Genomic DNA, 17176 nt, shown 5'->3' with positions numbered 1-17176 from the left:
GTTTGGCGTAGTTTCACCTCTCTATACTCAGTCCTGATCTGGTCATGAATGCATACTTGTGTATGCGGAGCGATGAAGCGTGAAATATTTCTTTATGGGCATTTCGGTGATGGTCATTGTTTGGGCCGGTACATTTGCCCTGATGATCTGAGCAACGTTCGTAGAACGAAAAGAAGAACAGGAGCCATTTGGCTCCTGTTTTCATTTGTGCACAGGCCTGTGTGCCAGAGCTTACTGCTCTGTGTCTTCCGCCGTGGATTTTGTGGTAGCGGGAAGCAGACCATCGGCGCGGAACATCGCTTTGATGCCCCTTACCGCCTGGCGAATACGATCGCGGTTTTCAATCAGGGCAAAACGCACATGCGTATCGCCATAATCACCAAACCCGATGCCAGGCGACACGCAAACTTTGGCATCCTGTAGCAGCTTCTTAGCAAACTCCAGCGAACCCATGGCGGCATAAGGTTCAGGGATTTTCGCCCAGACGTACATTGACGCCTTTGGCATTTCGACCATCCATCCGGCTTCATGCAGGCCTTTTACCAGCACATCGCGGCGACGCTTATACTGTGCGGCAATATCGTGCACGCACTGCTGGTCGCCTTCGAGCGCGGCGATGGCTGCCACCTGCAGCGGCGTAAAGGTGCCGTAGTCGTGGTAGCTTTTAATACGCGCGAGCGCATTCACCAGCGTTTTATTGCCGACCATAAAGCCGATACGCCATCCCGCCATGTTGTAGCTTTTAGACAACGTAAAGAACTCAACCGCCACGTCGCGAGCACCGGGAACCTGCATGATTGATGGCGCTTTCCAACCGTCATAAACGATATCCGCATAGGCCAGGTCGTGAACGACCAGCACATCGTAGCGTTTTGCCAGAGCGACCACTTTTTCAAAGAACTCCAGTTCTACGCACTGCGCGGTAGGGTTGGAGGGGAAGCCCAGAATCATCATCTTCGGTTTAGGATAGCTTTCGCGAATCGCACGCTCCAGCTCATTGAAGAAATCAACGCCTTCCACCAGCGGCACAGAACGCACCTGAGCACCGGCAATCACCGCACCGTAAATGTGAATCGGGTAGCTCGGATTGGGCACCAGAACCGTGTCGCCATGATCCAGGGTTGCCAGCATCAGATGCGCCAGCCCCTCTTTTGAACCGATGGTGACGATCGCTTCGCTTTCCGGATCGATATCGACCTGATAGCGATCCTGATACCAGCGTGAAATGGCACGGCGCAAACGCGGAATGCCGCGCGACGTGGAATAACCGTGCGTGTCCGGGCGCTGGGCAACAGTACAGAGTTTTTCAACGATATGGGCCGGTGTCGCGCCATCAGGGTTACCCATGCTGAAATCGATAATATCTTCGCCGCGCCGACGCGCAGCCATTTTCAGTTCAGCCGTGATATTGAAAACATAAAGGGGGAGACGATCGATACGCGTAAAACGGCGTTCAGGACTGAATTCAGCCATAACTTCCTCAGATTAACGTTAGCGCCCGGACCGTCCGAGCGACGCCGCCACGGTTGTGGCGTTTCCTGAACATAGCCTGAAAAAAAACCTGCTGTCGAGAGGAAACGTGAAAAAATTTTACATCTAAAAAAGGGGAAGCCCCAAAAAATGCGCAAAACAAAATCCTGGCAACGAGAGAAAATATACACTCTTAAATTTAACAAGTTGATATCAATGAAGTTACGTTATAAGAAGGCATTTTTTCACATGTGGCGAAACTTCTTCCGATCCGTATCAATCCCCTTTTAAGGAAGGGGGTTTTCCTCATTGCCAAATACACGCACCTGACTGGTCATTGGCGGCGATGTTTTTTATCATAGCTTTTTCACGCCTTTTACATGAGCCTTCCCGTGCACGAAATATTCAACATGCTGCTGGCGGTATTTGATCGCGCGGCGCTGATGCTGATCTGCCTTTTCTTCCTGATCCGTATCCGCCTGTTCCGCGAGTTACTGCATAAAACGGCGCACACACCAAAGGAGTTGCTCGCCGTCACGGCTATCTTCTCAATGTTTGCGCTGTTCAGCACCTGGTCCGGCGTACCGGTCGAAGGCTCGCTGGTGAATGTGCGCATTATTGCGGTGATGTCCGGCGGCATCTTATTTGGCCCCTGGGTGGGCATTATTACCGGCGTAATCGCCGGGATACACCGCTATCTGATTGATATCGGTGGCGTAACAGCCGTACCTTGCCTGATTACCAGTATTATCGCCGGTGTTCTCTCTGGCTGGATAAATCGCAAAATCCCTAAGCAAAAGCACTGGAGCGTGGGCATCATCGCCGGGATGTTGTGCGAAACTCTGACCATGACGCTGGTGGTACTTTGGGCGCCGTCGACCGCACTGGGCCTGGATATCGTATCGAAAATTGGCGTGCCGATGATTCTGGGCAGCGTCTGTGTGGGCTTTATCGTTTTGCTGGTACAAAGCGTGGAGGGTGAAAAAGAAGCCATTGCCGGACGCCAGGCCAAACTGGCGCTGGATATTGCCAATAAAACCCTGCCGCTGTTTCGCAACGTCAATAGCGAATCCCTGCGCCAGGTATGCGACATCATTCGCCGCGATATTAATGCCGACGCCGTGGCCATCACCAACGCCGACCATGTGCTGGTGTATGTCGGCGTGGGCGAAGACAACTACCGGGACAGTGACGATATCATCAGTCCGACGACACGCCAGGCGATTGATACCGGGGAGATCATCATTAAAAACAATGATGAAGCCCACAGAACGCCGCAGATCCACTCAATGCTGGTGATCCCGCTTTGGGAAAAGGGGATCGTCACCGGCACGCTTAAAATCTATTATTGCCATGCGCATCAAATCACCTCCTCGCTACAGGAGATGGCGGTTGGTCTGTCGCAAATTATCTCTACGCAACTGGAGGTTTCCCGTGCCGAGCAGCTACGTGAGATGGCCAATAAAGCGGAACTGCGCGCATTACAAAGCAAGATAAACCCGCACTTTCTTTTTAACGCCCTCAATGCGATTTCATCCTCTATCCGCCTTAATCCGGACACCGCCCGTCAGTTGATTTTCAATCTGTCGCGCTACCTGCGCTATAACATTGAATTAAAAGACGATGAGCAGATTGATATCAAAAAAGAGCTCTACCAAATCAAAGACTATATCGCCATTGAACAGGCCCGTTTTGGCGACAAGTTGACAGTCATTTATGACATTGATGAAGAGGTGAGCTGTGTTATTCCCAGCCTGCTGATTCAGCCGCTGGTCGAAAATGCCATTGTTCACGGTATTCAGCCCTGCAAAGGAAAAGGGGTGGTGACCATCAGCGTGGCGGAGTGCGGCAACCGCGTGCGTATTGCCGTACGCGATACGGGAAACGGTATTGCGCCCGAGATGATCGCCCGTGTGGAAGCCGACGAAATGCCGGGTAATAAAATCGGTTTGCTCAATGTCCACCAGCGTGTGAAGTTACTGTATGGCGAGGGGCTGCATATCCGCCGCCTGACGCCGGGTACCGAGATTGCGTTTTATGTGCCTTTGCACACCACACCTGTGACCACGCCGGCCACGCTGTTGCCTTAACGGGAGAAGTGAATGAAGGTCATCATTGTTGAAGATGAATTTCTGGCGCAACAGGAGTTGAGCTGGCTTATCAAAACGCACAGCCAGATGGACATTGTGGGTACATTTGAGGACGGTCTCGACGTGCTGAAATATTTACAGCACAACAAAGTGGACGCCATTTTCCTTGATATCAACATCCCGTCCCTGGACGGAGTCCTGCTGGCGCAGAATATCAGTCAGTTCGCCCATAAACCCTTTATCGTGTTCATTACCGCCTGGAAAGAGCATGCGGTAGAAGCATTCGAGCTGGAAGCGTTTGACTATATTCTCAAACCGTATCAGGAATCGCGCATTATTAGCATGTTGCAAAAGCTGGAAACAGCCTGGCAGCAACAAACCGGCACCAGTGCCAGCCCAGCCCCACGCGAGAATGCGACTATCAACCTGGTGAAAGATGAGCGCATCATCGTCACCAGTATTCACGATATCTATTACGCAGAAGCGCATGAAAAGATGACGTTTGTCTACACCAAACGTGAATCCTATGTCATGCCAATGAATATTACGGAGTTTTGCAGCAAGCTCCCGGCGGCCCACTTTTTCCGCTGCCATCGCTCCTACTGCGTCAATCTGGATAAAATTCGCGAAATTGAGCCCTGGTTCAATAATACCTATATCGTGCGGCTGAGAGACCTGGATTTCCAGGTGCCCGTCAGCCGCAGTAAGGTAAAAGAATTCAGGCAGTTAATGCATCTTTAGAGATAATACCCCAGCGACTGGCGCAGGTGCGCGCCGGCGCCGAGCAGGCCTGGATTATCGTGCGTGATCAGGAAGACCGGGATGTCCTGTACGTAGGATTTGAAGCGACCTTTGTCTTCAAAACCACCGCGGAAACCGGAGGCGGTAAAGAAATCCAGGAAGCGCGGCACGATACCGCCCGCGATATAGACACCACCAAACGTACCGAGATTCAGCGCCAGGTTGCCGCCGAAACGTCCCATAATGACGCAAAACAGCGACAGCGCGCGGCGACAATCGATACAGCTATCCGCCAGGGCACGTTCGGTGACATCTTTCGGTTGCAGGTTTTCCGGCAGCCGTCCGTCCGATTTCACGATTGCGCGGTACAAATTGACCAGCCCCGGACCAGACAGAACACGCTCGGCAGACACATGGCCGATCTCCGCGCGCAGCTCCTCCAGAATAATGCCCTCTTCTTCGCTGTTCGGCGCAAAATCCACGTGCCCGCCTTCACCCGGCAGGCTGACCCAGCGCTTATCGACATGTACCAGATGTGATACGCCAAGGCCCGTGCCCGCGCCATAGACCGCGATTGGCTTGCCCTCAACCGGCTCACCACCGCCGAACTGAGTCAGGTGCTCTTTTTTCAGCATCGGCACCGCCATAGAGACAGCGGTGAAATCGTTAATGATTTCCAGATGTGCGAAGCCAAGGTTTTTTTTCATCTCTGCGATAGAGAAAGCCCAGGTGTGGTTGGTCATCGCCACCCAGTCACCGGTAATAGGGCAAGCGATGGCGATACAGCCATCTTTTACCTCTGCCTTATGCTCATCGAGGTACACGCGTACCACCGCTTCAAGGCTGGGATAATCAAGGCCGGAATAGGTTTTGGCCTGGGAGATGGCTCCGCTACTGAGATCGCAGAGCGCTAATCGTGCGTTCGTGCCGCCCACGTCCCCTACTAAAGCATATTTTGTCATTCTTTTACGGCTCCGCTAAAGTCAGAATAAATCTTTGGCACACTGTAAATTCAAGGCGCTATAACGACAACGAACATAGCATGAGTGCCCCGGGATTATCGATCTTCGTCACAAATTAACGTAATGGTTTCAGCAATGTTTGCACTCGCCGGATATTTTCCACAAGCGTGCTGTGACCCTGTGCTCAGTTAAAAGGAAATGAACATGCTCCATCCGCGAGCCAGAACGATGCTGCTGCTGGCGCTTCCCGCGCTGATTATCGGTGTCGCATCCAGTCTGGTGTTATTGCTGGTCATGAAAATGGCCGCCGTTCTGCAATTGATACTCTGGAATGGGCTGCCTTATCGTCTGGGTTTTACCCCTGACTCCCCTTTCTGGGTGATTATGATCCTGACCCTGACCGGGCTGGCGGTCGGTCTGGTGATTCGTTATAGCGCCGGACACGGCGGCCCGGATCCGGCAACCGAGCCGCTGATTGGCGCGCCGGTGCATGTCTCTGCCCTGCCCGGCCTGCTGGTTGCCCTGGTACTTGGCCTGGCCGGTGGCGTGAGCCTTGGGCCGGAGCATCCTATTATGGTGCTCAATATTGCCCTGGCTGTGGCACTGGGTGGAAAATTGTTCCCGCGCGTTGCCCCTCTCGACTGGACTATTCTCGCCTCTGCCGGAACCATTGGCGCACTGTTTGGCACCCCCGTGGCAGCCGCGCTGATTTTCTCCCAGACACTGAATTCAAATACCGACCTGCCGCTATGGGACCGCCTGTTCGCCCCGCTGATGGCCGCCGCCGCAGGCGCCCTGACCACCGGGCTGTTTTTCCATCCCCACTTCGCTCTGCCTGTTGCGCATTATCCGCAGATGCATCTGGTCGATATCATCAGCGGTGCGGTCGTCTGCGCCATCGCGATTGCGCTGGGGATGGTAGCAGTCTGGTGCCTGCCACGTTTGCATCAGTTGATGCATCGCCTGAAAAGCCCGGTACTGATGCTCGGGATCGGCGGCTTTATTCTGGGCGTGCTCGGCGTTATTGGCGGCAATATAACCCTGTTTAAAGGGCTGGATGAGATGCAGCAAATGGCGTTCGCGCAGACCTTTACCGTAACGGATTATCTGCTATTCGCAGTGATAAAACTGGCGGCGCTGGTGGTTGCGGCGGCCTGTGGTTTTCGCGGCGGGCGCATCTTCCCGGCGGTGTTTGTTGGCGTCGCTCTCGGCCTGATGCTGCATGAACACGTCAATGCCGTCCCGGCAGCAATCACTATTTCGTGTGCCATTCTCGGCATGGTGCTGGTCGTCACCCGCGACGCCTGGCTGAGCCTGTTCATGGCTGCCGCCGTGGTGCCGGATACCAGTCTGCTGCCCCTGTTATGCATTGTGATGTTACCCGCCTGGCTGTTGCTGGCAGGAAAGCCGGTAATGATCGCACCACGCAAAAAATAGTGCGTAACGGCAGAATTTAGCAGAGGAAATCAGCGAGAACCGGCAAGCTGGTGTAAGCTCGAAGACCACGTGTGTAAACGTATACACTGACATTAAGGGCATATGTATGGTTTATCTGGCCTCCGGGGATCGCTATCAGAAAATGGAATTTCGCCGCTGCGGTGACAGTGGTCTTAAGCTTCCGGCAATCTCACTTGGACTGTGGCATAACTTTGGCGATGCCACACTCATTGAAAATAGCCGTCAGCTACTCAGACATGCTTTCGATTTGGGAATAACCCATTTCGATATCGCCAATAATTACGGGCCGCCTCCCGGTTCTGCTGAGCGCAATTTTGGTCGTCTGCTACAGGAAGATTTCTTGCCTTACCGGGATGAAATGATCATCTCGACCAAAGCAGGCTATACCATGTGGGATGGCCCCTATGGCGACTGGGGTTCACGCAAATATCTGATTGCCAGCCTCGATCAAAGCCTGCGCCGGATGGGGCTCGATTATGTCGATATCTTCTATCACCACCGTCCGGACCCAGAAACGCCGCTGAAAGAGACCATGCGGGCGCTGGACCACATTGTCCGCCAGGGCAAGGCGCTGTATGTCGGTCTGTCGAATTACCCGGCCGATTTGGCGCGCCAGGCCATTGAGATACTCAATGATCTGGGCACGCCCTGCCTTATCCATCAGCCCAAATATTCGATGTTCGAGCGTTGGGTGGAAGACGAACTGTTGACTGTGCTGCAACAAGAAGGGGTCGGCAGCATTGCGTTTTCGCCGCTGGCAGGCGGACAGCTTACCGACCGGTATCTGAATGGTATTCCGGCAGATTCACGTGCCGCCAGCGGCAGCCGTTTCCTCAATCCCGATCAGATTACAGATGAAAAGCTGGCAAAGGTCCGCAAGCTGAATGATCTGGCGATTGCCCGTGGGCAAAAATTATCGCAAATGGCGCTGGCATGGGTTCTGCGCGGGGAGAAAGTGACCTCCGTGCTAATTGGTGCCAGTAAAACCAGCCAGCTCGATGACGCCGTCGGCATGCTGGCTAATCGCCAGTTCAGCGAAGCGGAATGCGCCGACATTGACGCGATCCTGAACAGCGCAAAATAGCAGCACTTTTAGCAAAAAATGCTGTCATTACGGATTTAGGAGTTCCGCCGAAGATGCGGGCATAAACGTTACATAATATTGCTGCAACAGACCCGATCGTGAAGGAGAAAATTATGTTCAGGTCACTGATTCTCGCAGCAGTATTAATGGCATGTGCCCCGCTGGTCGCTAACGCTGGCGAAATAACACTGCTGCCTTCTGTAAAATTGCAAATTGGCGATCGCGACAATTACGGCAATTATTGGGACGGCGGACGCTGGCGTGACCGCGACTACTGGCATCGTAATTACGAATGGCGTGACCATCGCTGGCGTATGCATGACCGTGGCTACCACCGTGGCTGGGATAAACGTGATGCTTACGAACGTGGTTACCGTGAAGGCTGGAATGATCGCGATGATCGTCGCGGCCCGGGACGTGGTCACGGCCATGGTCACTGGCGTTAACAAACAGGCTATAAGCAAAAAGGAGCGCATGCGCTCCTTTTTCTTTGGCAGTGTTTAGCGTTATATCCCTAAAGCGGTTCCCACCAGCAGCCAGCCATTTAGCGCCACCACCAGGATCACAATCAGCCAGCCAACGCGTTTGACCGTCGGCGTATTCACCAGCTCCCCCATTAACGCGCGGTCACTGGTAAAGATCAGCAATGGCACCAGCGCCAGGGCGATGCCGAAACTAAGCAGTACCTGACTCATCACAAGAATGCGTGTGGGATCAAGCCCCATCAGGATAACGACAAACGATGGCATCATAGTGATGGTCCGGCGTACCCATAATGGAATATGGAAACGCACAAACCCCTGCATCACCACCTGCCCGGCCAGCGTCCCTACCACGGTAGAGGAAAGTCCGGCTGCCACCAGACTCAGGCCAAACACGGTAGCCGCCGCATGACTGAGCAGCGGTTCAAGCGTTAAATAGGCTTCGTCCAAATCGGCAATGCCGGTATGACCATTGAAGTGAAATGCGGCAGCGGCAGTCGCCATCATCGCCAGATTGACGAAACCGGCGATAGTCATCGCGATCCCCACATCCCACTTGGTCGCGGAATACCGCTCGCGGCGCGTTCCCTCATGCAGATACTGGGTCAATGAGGAGTGCAGGTAAATCACGTGCGGCATGATTGTTGCCCCTAACACGCCGGCGGCAAGAAATACGGCTTCGGTACCCGGCAGGCTTGGGATCAAGATGCCTTTACTGAGCGGAGCCAGTTCAGGACGTGAGAAAACCAGCTCAACGATATAAGCCGCCGCAACAAACAGCAGCAGCCCGCCAATCACTTTTTCCAGCGGTTTCTGTCCGCGGCGTTGCAGCATCAGAATTAAAAAAGTGGCAATACCGGTCAGTACCGCACCTTGTAACAGCGACACGCCGAGGATCAGCTTAAAACCGATGGCGGCGCCGATAAACTCGGCAAGGTCGGTAGCCATGGCGATAATTTCCGCCTGTACCCAGTAGAACCAGACCAGCGGACGCGGGTAATGGTCGCGAATTTGTTCTGCGAGGTTTCTACCCGTGGCAATCCCTAACTTTGCTGACAGCAGTTGAATCAGCATGGCCATCAGGTTTGCCCAGACAACCACCCACAGCAGTTGGTAACCGAAGCTGGCCCCGGCCTGAATATTAGTGGCGAAGTTACCCGGATCGATATACCCGATCGCCGCAATGAACGCAGGTCCCATTAACGCGAGCTTTAACTTGCGCGCTGCACGTCCACTGCTACTCTCAACGCGACTGTTGTTCATTTCTTGCCCCTAAATATAGCCTTTGCTATGTTTCATGCTACCAAAATGAGAATGATTATCAAGTTCATTTAGAGTAGGTTCGATTGATTTCTTCGATAGTCAGAAACGATGACGGGCCGGATGTTTTTAAGACGGGAACGATGAGATGCAAATCACACCGTCTTGTTAAGAGTTTAGCATTACAGTGCAACTTTTCATTCTTTTACTTAACATAACAGAAATGTATGGTGGATCACTATTTTTGAGTCTGGTCACAGGTCATTAATATACTGTGTGTTTGATCTCGTTTTCTTTCCGCTTGTTACATAGAATGTGCACGAAATTTCTACCCGTCTCATATTTGGAGCAAATATGTCCCGCGTTCTGCACTTTGTTCTGGCGCTTGCCGTTGTGGCGCTGCTTGCATTACTTGTAAGCAGTGACCGCAAAAAAATCCGCATTCGCTTTGTTGTCCAACTGCTCGTGCTCGAAGTCTTGCTTGCCTGGTTCTTCCTGAACTCTGACGTGGGTCTGGGTTTTGTGAAAGGCTTCTCCGAGATGTTTGAAAAACTGCTCGGATTTGCCAACGAAGGGACAAACTTCGTCTTCGGCAAAATGAACGATCAAGGTCTGGCATTCTTCTTCCTGAAAGTGCTCTGCCCGATTGTCTTCATTTCTGCGCTGATCGGTATCCTGCAACATATCCGCGTACTGCCAATTATTATTCGCGCTATCGGTACCGTCCTGTCCAAAATCAACGGCATGGGTAAACTGGAATCGTTTAACGCAGTCAGCTCCTTAATTCTGGGTCAGTCTGAAAACTTCATCGCTTACAAAGATATCCTTGGAAAAATGTCCCGCAACCGCATGTACACCATGGCGGCTACCGCGATGTCTACCGTTTCGATGTCAATTGTTGGCGCGTACATGACCATGCTGCAGCCGAAATATGTGGTCGCGGCGCTGGTACTGAACATGTTCAGTACCTTTATCGTGCTGTCCCTGATCAACCCGTACCGCGTCGATGAGAGCGAAGAAAACCTGCAGATGTCTAACCTGCATGAAGGACAGAGCTTCTTCGAAATGCTGGGCGAGTATATTCTGGCGGGCTTTAAAGTCGCGATTATCGTTGCGGCGATGCTGATCGGTTTTATCGCTCTGATTTCTGGTCTGAACGCCCTGTTCGCTGCCATTCTCGGCATCTCCTTCCAGGGGATTCTGGGCTACATCTTCTACCCGATTGCCTGGGTAATGGGTGTACCGTCCTCAGAAGCGCTGCAGGTGGGCAGTATCATGGCAACCAAACTGGTTTCCAATGAATTCGTGGCCATGATGGATCTGCAGAAAATCGCATCCAGCCTGTCTCCGCGTGCGGAAGGCATCCTGTCTGTCTTCCTGGTTTCCTTCGCTAACTTCTCTTCTATCGGTATTATCGCTGGTGCGATCAAAGGCCTGAACGAAGAGCAAGGCAACGTGGTTTCCCGCTTCGGTCTGAAACTGGTTTACGGTTCAACGCTGGTGAGCGTCCTGTCCGCCTCTATCGCGGCACTGGTACTGTAATTCAGATAAACCGGGGGCAACCCCGGTTTACGCCTTCCCAGCCGCGACTAATGGCTGCGGTTTCCCCAGTAAGTATCCCTGCAGATAATTCACCCCGGCATTCAACAGCAACGCGCGTTGTTCCTCTGTCTCGACATATTCCGCCACCACCGTCAGTGACTTCGCTTTTCCCAGCTCGCAAATGGATTTCACAATCATCACATCCTGCGGATCGTGAGCAATATCCCGCACAAAGCAGCCATCAATCTTGATGATATCTGCCTCCAGACGCTTTAACCGTTCGAAATTGGCAAACCCTGTACCAAAGTCGTCAATGGCAATTTTAAAACCGGCCTGACGCAATTGCTGAATGTTCTTCACGCTGAATTCAGAATGCGAAAAGGCCTGCTCTTCGGTAATTTCGATAATGACTTCACGACAAGAGATCGCGTAAGCCGCGAAGAGCTTCAGTAATTTTGCGGCAAAATCTTTTTGCATCAGCGTCAGTGGCATCAGGTTTACTGAGAAGCGCTGACGTGGTTTATCGCCGGGTTGCGGATTTGCCTGCATCCATTGCAGCAAGGTTTCAATGACCTGCATGTCGAAGCGGGTGCTGAGATTAAACTGCGCAATCACAGGAATGAAGTGCGCCGGGTTCATCACCTCGCCATCGCTGACAAGACGCGTGAGGATTTCATGATAACCCTGCCCCTGCGCGTCAAGGATGGGCTGAGCATACAGTTGCAGTGTGCGTTCATCCAGCGCACGTTTAACCTTATTAAGCAGCATTACGCGCTCAGTCGTCTGGTCAGTCACTATGGCCAGGCTGTTGGTCAACGCCAGCGGTTGAGGGGTGGTACAAGCCTGTTCAGAGAGCCAGCTCAACTGCCCTAACGTATGGTGTAGCGCTTCTCCCGCACCGTTCACGTCTCCCCATGAGGCGCCAAACTCGACATCAAGGCTGGTATTTTGCCAGTGAAAGCGCTGGCTATTGAGGAAATCAAGCATGTGCTGCAAGCGATCGGCAGCCTGTGGACCATCCAGTACCAACAGTAATTCACAGCCAGGCAACTGGAACAATAATTCCCCTGGCTGTAACAATGGGCGCAATGCATGAGTGACGCTACGCTTAAAATAGACACGCATCATCATTCCGTAATGCCGGCTTAAAAACTCCAGATTTTTCATATGAAAACAGCAGACAATCTGATTCTTATTTTTCTCCAGATGCAATTCCAGCGCACGTAAATTAGGTAAACCTGTCAACGGGTCGGTTAATGCCTGCTCCCGCCAGCGTTTTCTGATCCATACACTACGATGATATATACGGGTCATATAAATTAAACATATGGTAAAACAGATCAGCACCGACATAACAAATGCCAGCGAGTATTCCGTGTTAACCCCATGCAGAAAATTGCGGTTATAGGCAGCCAGCACAAAAGCAGATACCGCCCAACTCAGCATAATTAACGGATAACTTAATTTACTGATAACTAGCGTAAAGAGAATAAAAATAAGTGGAACAAGATACCCCGCAACAAAATCGGAATGATAAGGCGAACACAAAACAGTGAGGATAGCTATCAGCGAGGCCATCCATAACGAAAGGAATAATCGTTTCTTTTTCGTAAAACAGGGTTTAAAGCTTTTACGCCAAAACAGGCGTGCATAGCGCGGGCTGATAATCATCCTTAATGGATAATAAAACATCATCGTGAAAATCAGCGACGCGCAGATAAGGCTTTGAATATCAACAATAGAATAGACTTCTGACGCAGAACCAAAGTAACCCGACAGATGGTCCGGAAAGACGAAATACTGACCCGCCATATACATGGAGAATTTAATCCCTGCCGGAGCGACAAACCCCATCCAGAAGATCCGCAGCGCCATATTTTTATTAGGGAGGCCGTGACGCCAGCGTATACCTATTTTCCAGCGGACAATGGCACATACGGCAAAAACCGGGAAAGTCTGGCAGAACAGCAATATAGCAGCCTGATTAAATGGCAGAGGTAATAGCCATTCGTTAGCGATAGCAAAACTGATAATAATTGGCAGGATGGCGTGGCGACCAAATATAAACAGCATTGCAAACATAACGCTCAACGGAAGCCAGGCGAGATAGACGTTACTGGAATCTATAATTGCTCGTGGTGAGATATAACGGGATACTGGCACCGCAATAAGACACATAATCAGCGCAATAATAAATTTTTGGTTATGTATGTATAATTTAGATTTCATTATCGTTAATAAATTGATCTCACCTGTTCATTTTTTGTCAGGCACGGATAATATGTTTATTCGCATCGCGAATCAACATATAAAGCCAACGCATACCGTACTATGCCGATAGCATTAATAAACCCATAATTTCTTACTGAAACCTGAAAAGGATTTACATGAGGAGACAAAACAGGGAAATAAAAAACCCCCGCCGTAGCGAGGGTTCAAATTTTGGTGGAGCTAAGCGGGATCGAACCGCTGACCTCTTGCATGCCATGCAAGCGCTCTCCCAGCTGAGCTATAGCCCCACAATGTTCTTTACGCACCAAACCACCTGGGTGGAGGATTTGGTGGAGCTAAGCGGGATCGAACCGCTGACCTCTTGCATGCCATGCAAGCGCTCTCCCAGCTGAGCTATAGCCCCATCGCGTAAAGCGTGTCGTGTTGACGGGCGGCATAATATGAATTCCCTCGCCAGGTGTCAACGGCAAAATTATCTGGTCGCAATCAATCGCTGAAAAAGCATGCAAATGAAAGACATTGCGAAACATCTCGCAGCCAGTAGTTAAACATGTCACATTTTCGCATAAAATGATGCTATAACATTATTCACTAATTATCCCTACAACCACTCTGGAAATAACATGCTCAAGGAACGAATGACCCCGGAAGAGCTCGCGAAACTTACCGGTTACAGCCGCCAGACCATCAACAAATGGGTGCGTAAAGAAGGCTGGGTCACTTCCCCTAAACCAGGCGTACAGGGTGGCAAAGCCCGGCTGGTGCATGTTAATGAGCAGGTCCGTGAATTTATCCGCAATGCCCAACGCTCAGCTCATGAAATAACGTTCTCTTCTCTTACTGCTAAAGACCCTACTCTGGAAACACTGCTTCTGACGCTGGCCAAAGAGATGACAATGCCCGAACAGAAACAGCTTTCCTCATTGTTACTTCGCGACGGCATTACCGGTTTACTGTCTCGTCTGGGTATTCGTGAACAGAAATAAGATGAAACTACCTGATAAAATGACGACTGAGGAATTGGCGGATTTTCTCGGCGTGGCAAAACAGACGGTGAATCGTTGGATCCGCGAGCAAAAATGGTCCACCGAGAATTTGCCCGGAGTAAAAGGCGGTCGTGCGCGTCTTATCCATATCGATAAGAATGTTCGTCATTTCATTATGAAAACACCCACCATGCGCCAACGCCACTCCCCGGCATCGCTGGCTGAGCCTTTTCCACACTATGAGGCTGATAAACAGACCTCGGCGCTTTTGAAAATTAATGGCATGCTGCAAAACATGACGCCGCTTGAGCAAGAACGGCTGGTGGTGTTGCTCGCGCGCGAAGGAATTCAGGGTTTTCTACAAAGACTTGGCATTACGGCAATAGATGCGGAGTAAAAAAAACGGCAGGTAAAACCTGCCGTTTTCGTTTTATGTGCCGTCTTACTGCTGGATTTCGCGCTCAGCAATAAAATCCAGCGCTTTGTTGATACGCTCAATGCTACGGGATTTACCAATCGCATGCACAGTAACGTCCAGTGCAGGAGATTGCCCTGCCCCCGTTACGGCGACGCGCAGAGGCATACCGACTTTCCCCATCCCTACTTCCAGCTCATCAGCCGTTGCCTGGATCGCGTGGTGCACGTTTTCCGCAGTCCAGTCAGCCAGCGCGGCGAGTTTATCGCGCACCACTTCCAGCGGTTGACGTGCGACCGGACGCAGGTGTTTTTTCGCGGCATCAGCATCAAATTCAGCGAAATCTTCATAGAAGTAACGGCAGCTTGCCGCAATTTCTTTCAGAGTTTTGCAACGCTCACCCAACAGTTTCACCAGATCCGCCAGTTGCGGACCGTTGCGGGTGTCGATATTTTCCTGCTCAATGTGCCACTGCAGATGAGTCGCCACATACTCAGGCGCCAGGGTGTTGATATAGTGGTGGTTCAGCCACAGCAGTTTATCGGTATTAAACGCACTCGCAGATTTGCTCACCGCGCCAAGTGAGAACAGCTTGATCATCTCTTCACGGGAGAAAATCTCCTGATCGCCGCTCGACCAGCCCAGGCGGACAAGGTAGTTCAGCAAGGCTTCCGGCAGGTAGCCGTCGTCACGATACTGCATCACGCTGACCGCGCCATGACGTTTGGAGAGCTTTTTACCGTCATCACCGTTAATCATGGATACATGCGCATAAACCGGCACCGGTGCATTCAGTGCTTTCAGGATGTTGATCTGACGCGGTGTGTTGTTGATATGATCTTCACCACGGATCACATGTGTGATCTGCATATCCCAGTCGTCGACAACCACGCAGAAGTTATAGGTCGGAGATCCATCTGTACGACGAATAATCAGATCGTCGAGCTCCTGGTTGCTGAATTCGATCGGCCCGCGGATCTGGTCGTCAAATATAACGGAACCGTCCTGCGGGTTAGCAAAACGAACAACACATGGCTCATCAGCCGCATGATGTTCGTGACCGTGGCGGCAGCGACCGTCATAACGCGGTTTTTCACCTTTCGCCATCTGCTCTTCACGCAACGCTTCAAGACGCTCTTTGGAGCAATAGCATTTATAAGCAGTGCCCGCTTCCAGCATCTCATCAATAACCGCGTTGTAGCGATCAAAACGTTTGGTCTGGAAATACGGACCTTCGTCCCATTCCAGATTCAGCCAGTTCATGCCATCCATAATGGCTTCAATAGCTTCTGGCGTTGAGCGCTCAAGATCGGTGTCTTCAATACGCAGCACGAACTCACCATCGTGATTACGTGCAAAAAGCCAGGAGTAAAGAGCAGTACGCGCACCGCCGACGTGCAGATAGCCAGTCGGGCTTGGCGCGAAGCGAGTTTTGATTTTCATGAAAAGGCCTTACGTTTGATAAATATGCCGACAACCGGCAAATCCTGGAAAATTGAGGTCGCAATATTCTATCACTGTGGGGTGATTCCTCAATGTTGTTGCCGCAATCACGAGCTTCTATATGTATTTTGTATATAAATCATGCGCCCACGCTCGATTCAACAGCGGTTTGTTTAATTTTACGACGAACGAACAATTTCTTTTGAAAATGCGTTGACTCATTTTCAACTCTCCCTATAATGCGACTCCACACAGCGGGGGTGATTAGCTCAGCTGGGAGAGCACCTCCCTTACAAGGAGGGGGTCGGCGGTTCGATCCCGTCATCACCCACCACTACTTAGGTAGTCTCCGCCGTGTAATGTAAGAAATTGAGAAGTGGGTGATTAGCTCAGCTGGGAGAGCACCTCCCTTACAAGGAGGGGGTCGGCGGTTCGATCCCGTCATCACCCACCACTTTCTCGCCAGCTAGATTTCTTACAACAATATGAAGTACCGAAGTGGGTGATTAGCTCAGCTGGGAGAGCACCTCCCTTACAAGGAGGGGGTCGGCGGTTCGATCCCGTCATCACCCACCACTTCGGGTCGTTAGCTCAGTTGGTAGAGCAGTTGACTTTTAATCAATTGGTCGCAGGTTCGAATCCTGCACGACCCACCAATGTAAAAAAGCGCCCTAAAGGCGCTTTTTTGCTATCTGCAATATACAAGATTCGACAAAATTGTCGGGAACAATTTTGAACAACGCGATAGCGTTGACCCGAAGGGTGAGTCTCAGGATGAGACGAGTACACCTGCAGCAGGTTCGAGTCTCACGTAGTGAGACAACGGAGCCGCTTGCGGCGACGACCCGAAGGGCGAGGCAAAGCCGAGTCATCCTGCACGACCCACCAATGTAAAAATGGCGCTGGCGGCGCTTTTTTGCTATCTGCAATATACCGTTCTTCTTCCGACACGCACTTTGTTACTTACTCTTCTGCCCAGGAACAGGAAAGAATAAAAACCATTAAACTCGC

The 17176-nt window shown here is 51.4% G+C and carries 14 protein-coding genes, 6 tRNA genes and 1 other RNA gene; 14 read left to right on the top strand and 7 right to left on the bottom strand.

The window, feature by feature from the left end; genetic code table 11:
* Positions 1–79 precede the first annotated feature (79 nt).
* Positions 80–151 (top strand): membrane protein YpdK, encoded by a 72-nt coding sequence (gene ypdK, locus ABU190_RS00935; RefSeq protein WP_099458783.1) that lies wholly within the window; start codon positions 80–82, stop codon positions 149–151.
* An 80-nt stretch (positions 152–231) separates the two neighbouring features.
* On the opposite strand, the gene alaC is transcribed toward ypdK, so the two are convergent.
* Positions 232–1473 (bottom strand): alanine transaminase, encoded by a 1242-nt coding sequence (alaC, locus tag ABU190_RS00930; RefSeq protein WP_354690118.1) that lies wholly within the window; start codon positions 1471–1473, stop codon positions 232–234.
* 389 nt (positions 1474–1862) lie between these two features.
* Between alaC and ABU190_RS00925 the strand changes: the two genes are divergently transcribed.
* Positions 1863–3560 (top strand): sensor histidine kinase, encoded by a 1698-nt coding sequence (locus ABU190_RS00925; RefSeq protein ID WP_039079757.1) that lies wholly within the window; start codon positions 1863–1865, stop codon positions 3558–3560.
* 12 nt (positions 3561–3572) lie between these two features.
* Positions 3573–4301: a LytTR family DNA-binding domain-containing protein gene (locus tag ABU190_RS00920; RefSeq protein WP_039079756.1), complete on the top strand. Its 729-nt coding sequence runs from the start codon at positions 3573–3575 to the stop codon at positions 4299–4301.
* Here ABU190_RS00920 and glk read toward each other — a convergent pair.
* The gene (gene glk, locus ABU190_RS00915) at positions 4298–5263 is read right to left on the bottom strand and encodes a glucokinase (protein ID WP_271849642.1); all 966 of its coding nucleotides are present in this window, start codon (positions 5261–5263) and stop codon (positions 4298–4300) included. The two genes, ABU190_RS00920 and glk, sit on opposite strands and share 4 nt — an antisense overlap.
* 204 nt (positions 5264–5467) lie before the next feature.
* On the opposite strand from glk, the gene ABU190_RS00910 reads away from it, so the two are divergent.
* The 3 genes from ABU190_RS00910 to ypeC all read left to right on the top strand — a co-directional run bounded on the left by ABU190_RS00910 (position 5468) and on the right by ypeC (position 8251).
* Positions 5468–6700, top strand: coding sequence for an ion channel protein (locus ABU190_RS00910; protein ID WP_354690117.1), 1233 nt, complete (start codon positions 5468–5470; stop codon positions 6698–6700).
* Between the two features lie 106 nt (positions 6701–6806).
* Positions 6807–7805, top strand: coding sequence for an L-glyceraldehyde 3-phosphate reductase (mgrA, locus tag ABU190_RS00905; RefSeq protein ID WP_354690116.1), 999 nt, complete (start codon positions 6807–6809; stop codon positions 7803–7805).
* 113 nt (positions 7806–7918) lie between these two features.
* The gene (gene ypeC / locus ABU190_RS00900; RefSeq protein WP_039079752.1) at positions 7919–8251 is read left to right on the top strand and encodes a DUF2502 domain-containing protein YpeC; all 333 of its coding nucleotides are present in this window, start codon (positions 7919–7921) and stop codon (positions 8249–8251) included.
* Positions 8252–8311: 60 nt separating this feature from the next.
* On the opposite strand, the gene ABU190_RS00895 is transcribed toward ypeC, so the two are convergent.
* Positions 8312–9550, bottom strand: a complete 1239-nt coding sequence (locus ABU190_RS00895; RefSeq protein WP_271849638.1) for an Nramp family divalent metal transporter — start codon at positions 9548–9550, stop codon at positions 8312–8314.
* 351 nt (positions 9551–9901) lie between these two features.
* On the opposite strand from ABU190_RS00895, the gene ABU190_RS00890 reads away from it, so the two are divergent.
* Positions 9902–11089, top strand: a complete 1188-nt coding sequence (locus tag ABU190_RS00890; protein WP_354690115.1) for a NupC/NupG family nucleoside CNT transporter — start codon at positions 9902–9904, stop codon at positions 11087–11089.
* A gap of 27 nt (positions 11090–11116) precedes the next feature.
* Here the strand turns inward: ABU190_RS00890 and ABU190_RS00885 are convergent, their stop codons facing one another.
* From ABU190_RS00885 to ABU190_RS00875, 3 genes are all read right to left on the bottom strand, one after another.
* Positions 11117–13318, bottom strand: a complete 2202-nt coding sequence (locus tag ABU190_RS00885) for an EAL domain-containing protein (RefSeq protein ID WP_354690114.1) — start codon at positions 13316–13318, stop codon at positions 11117–11119.
* A gap of 214 nt (positions 13319–13532) precedes the next feature.
* Positions 13533–13608, bottom strand: a tRNA-Ala gene (locus ABU190_RS00880).
* A gap of 40 nt (positions 13609–13648) precedes the next feature.
* A tRNA-Ala gene (locus ABU190_RS00875) sits at positions 13649–13724 on the bottom strand.
* Between the two features lie 220 nt (positions 13725–13944).
* Between ABU190_RS00875 and ABU190_RS00870 the strand changes: the two genes are divergently transcribed.
* Together ABU190_RS00870 and ABU190_RS00865 are read left to right on the top strand one after the other, a co-directional pair.
* Positions 13945–14307, top strand: coding sequence for a YfeC-like transcriptional regulator (locus ABU190_RS00870; protein ID WP_039079749.1), 363 nt, complete (start codon positions 13945–13947; stop codon positions 14305–14307).
* Position 14308: 1 nt separating this feature from the next.
* A complete protein-coding gene (locus tag ABU190_RS00865; protein WP_296415745.1) occupies positions 14309–14704 on the top strand; it encodes a YfeC-like transcriptional regulator in 396 nt (131 codons plus the stop codon).
* A gap of 45 nt (positions 14705–14749) precedes the next feature.
* Here the strand turns inward: ABU190_RS00865 and gltX are convergent, their stop codons facing one another.
* Positions 14750–16165 (bottom strand): glutamate--tRNA ligase, encoded by a 1416-nt coding sequence (gltX, locus tag ABU190_RS00860; protein WP_354690113.1) that lies wholly within the window; start codon positions 16163–16165, stop codon positions 14750–14752.
* A gap of 258 nt (positions 16166–16423) precedes the next feature.
* Here gltX and ABU190_RS00855 point away from each other — a divergent pair.
* The 5 genes from ABU190_RS00855 (at position 16424) to ABU190_RS00835 (ending at position 17053) form a co-directional block, all read left to right on the top strand.
* Positions 16424–16499: transfer RNA gene (locus ABU190_RS00855), tRNA-Val, on the top strand.
* A 44-nt stretch (positions 16500–16543) separates the two neighbouring features.
* Positions 16544–16619, top strand: a tRNA-Val gene (locus tag ABU190_RS00850).
* 46 nt (positions 16620–16665) lie between these two features.
* Positions 16666–16741 (top strand) — tRNA-Val (locus tag ABU190_RS00845).
* Positions 16742–16745: 4 nt separating this feature from the next.
* A tRNA-Lys gene (locus tag ABU190_RS00840) sits at positions 16746–16821 on the top strand.
* Between the two features lie 94 nt (positions 16822–16915).
* A non-coding RNA gene (locus ABU190_RS00835) (RtT sRNA) lies at positions 16916–17053 on the top strand.
* The last annotated feature ends 123 nt before the right edge of the window (positions 17054–17176 follow it).

Origin of the sequence: Phytobacter sp. RSE-02 (assembly GCF_040578655.1) — a bacterium.
GTDB lineage: Bacteria > Pseudomonadota > Gammaproteobacteria > Enterobacterales > Enterobacteriaceae > Phytobacter > Phytobacter diazotrophicus.
Note: the sequence above shows the minus strand (reverse complement) of the source record. Positions and strands in the feature narration are given on the sequence as shown.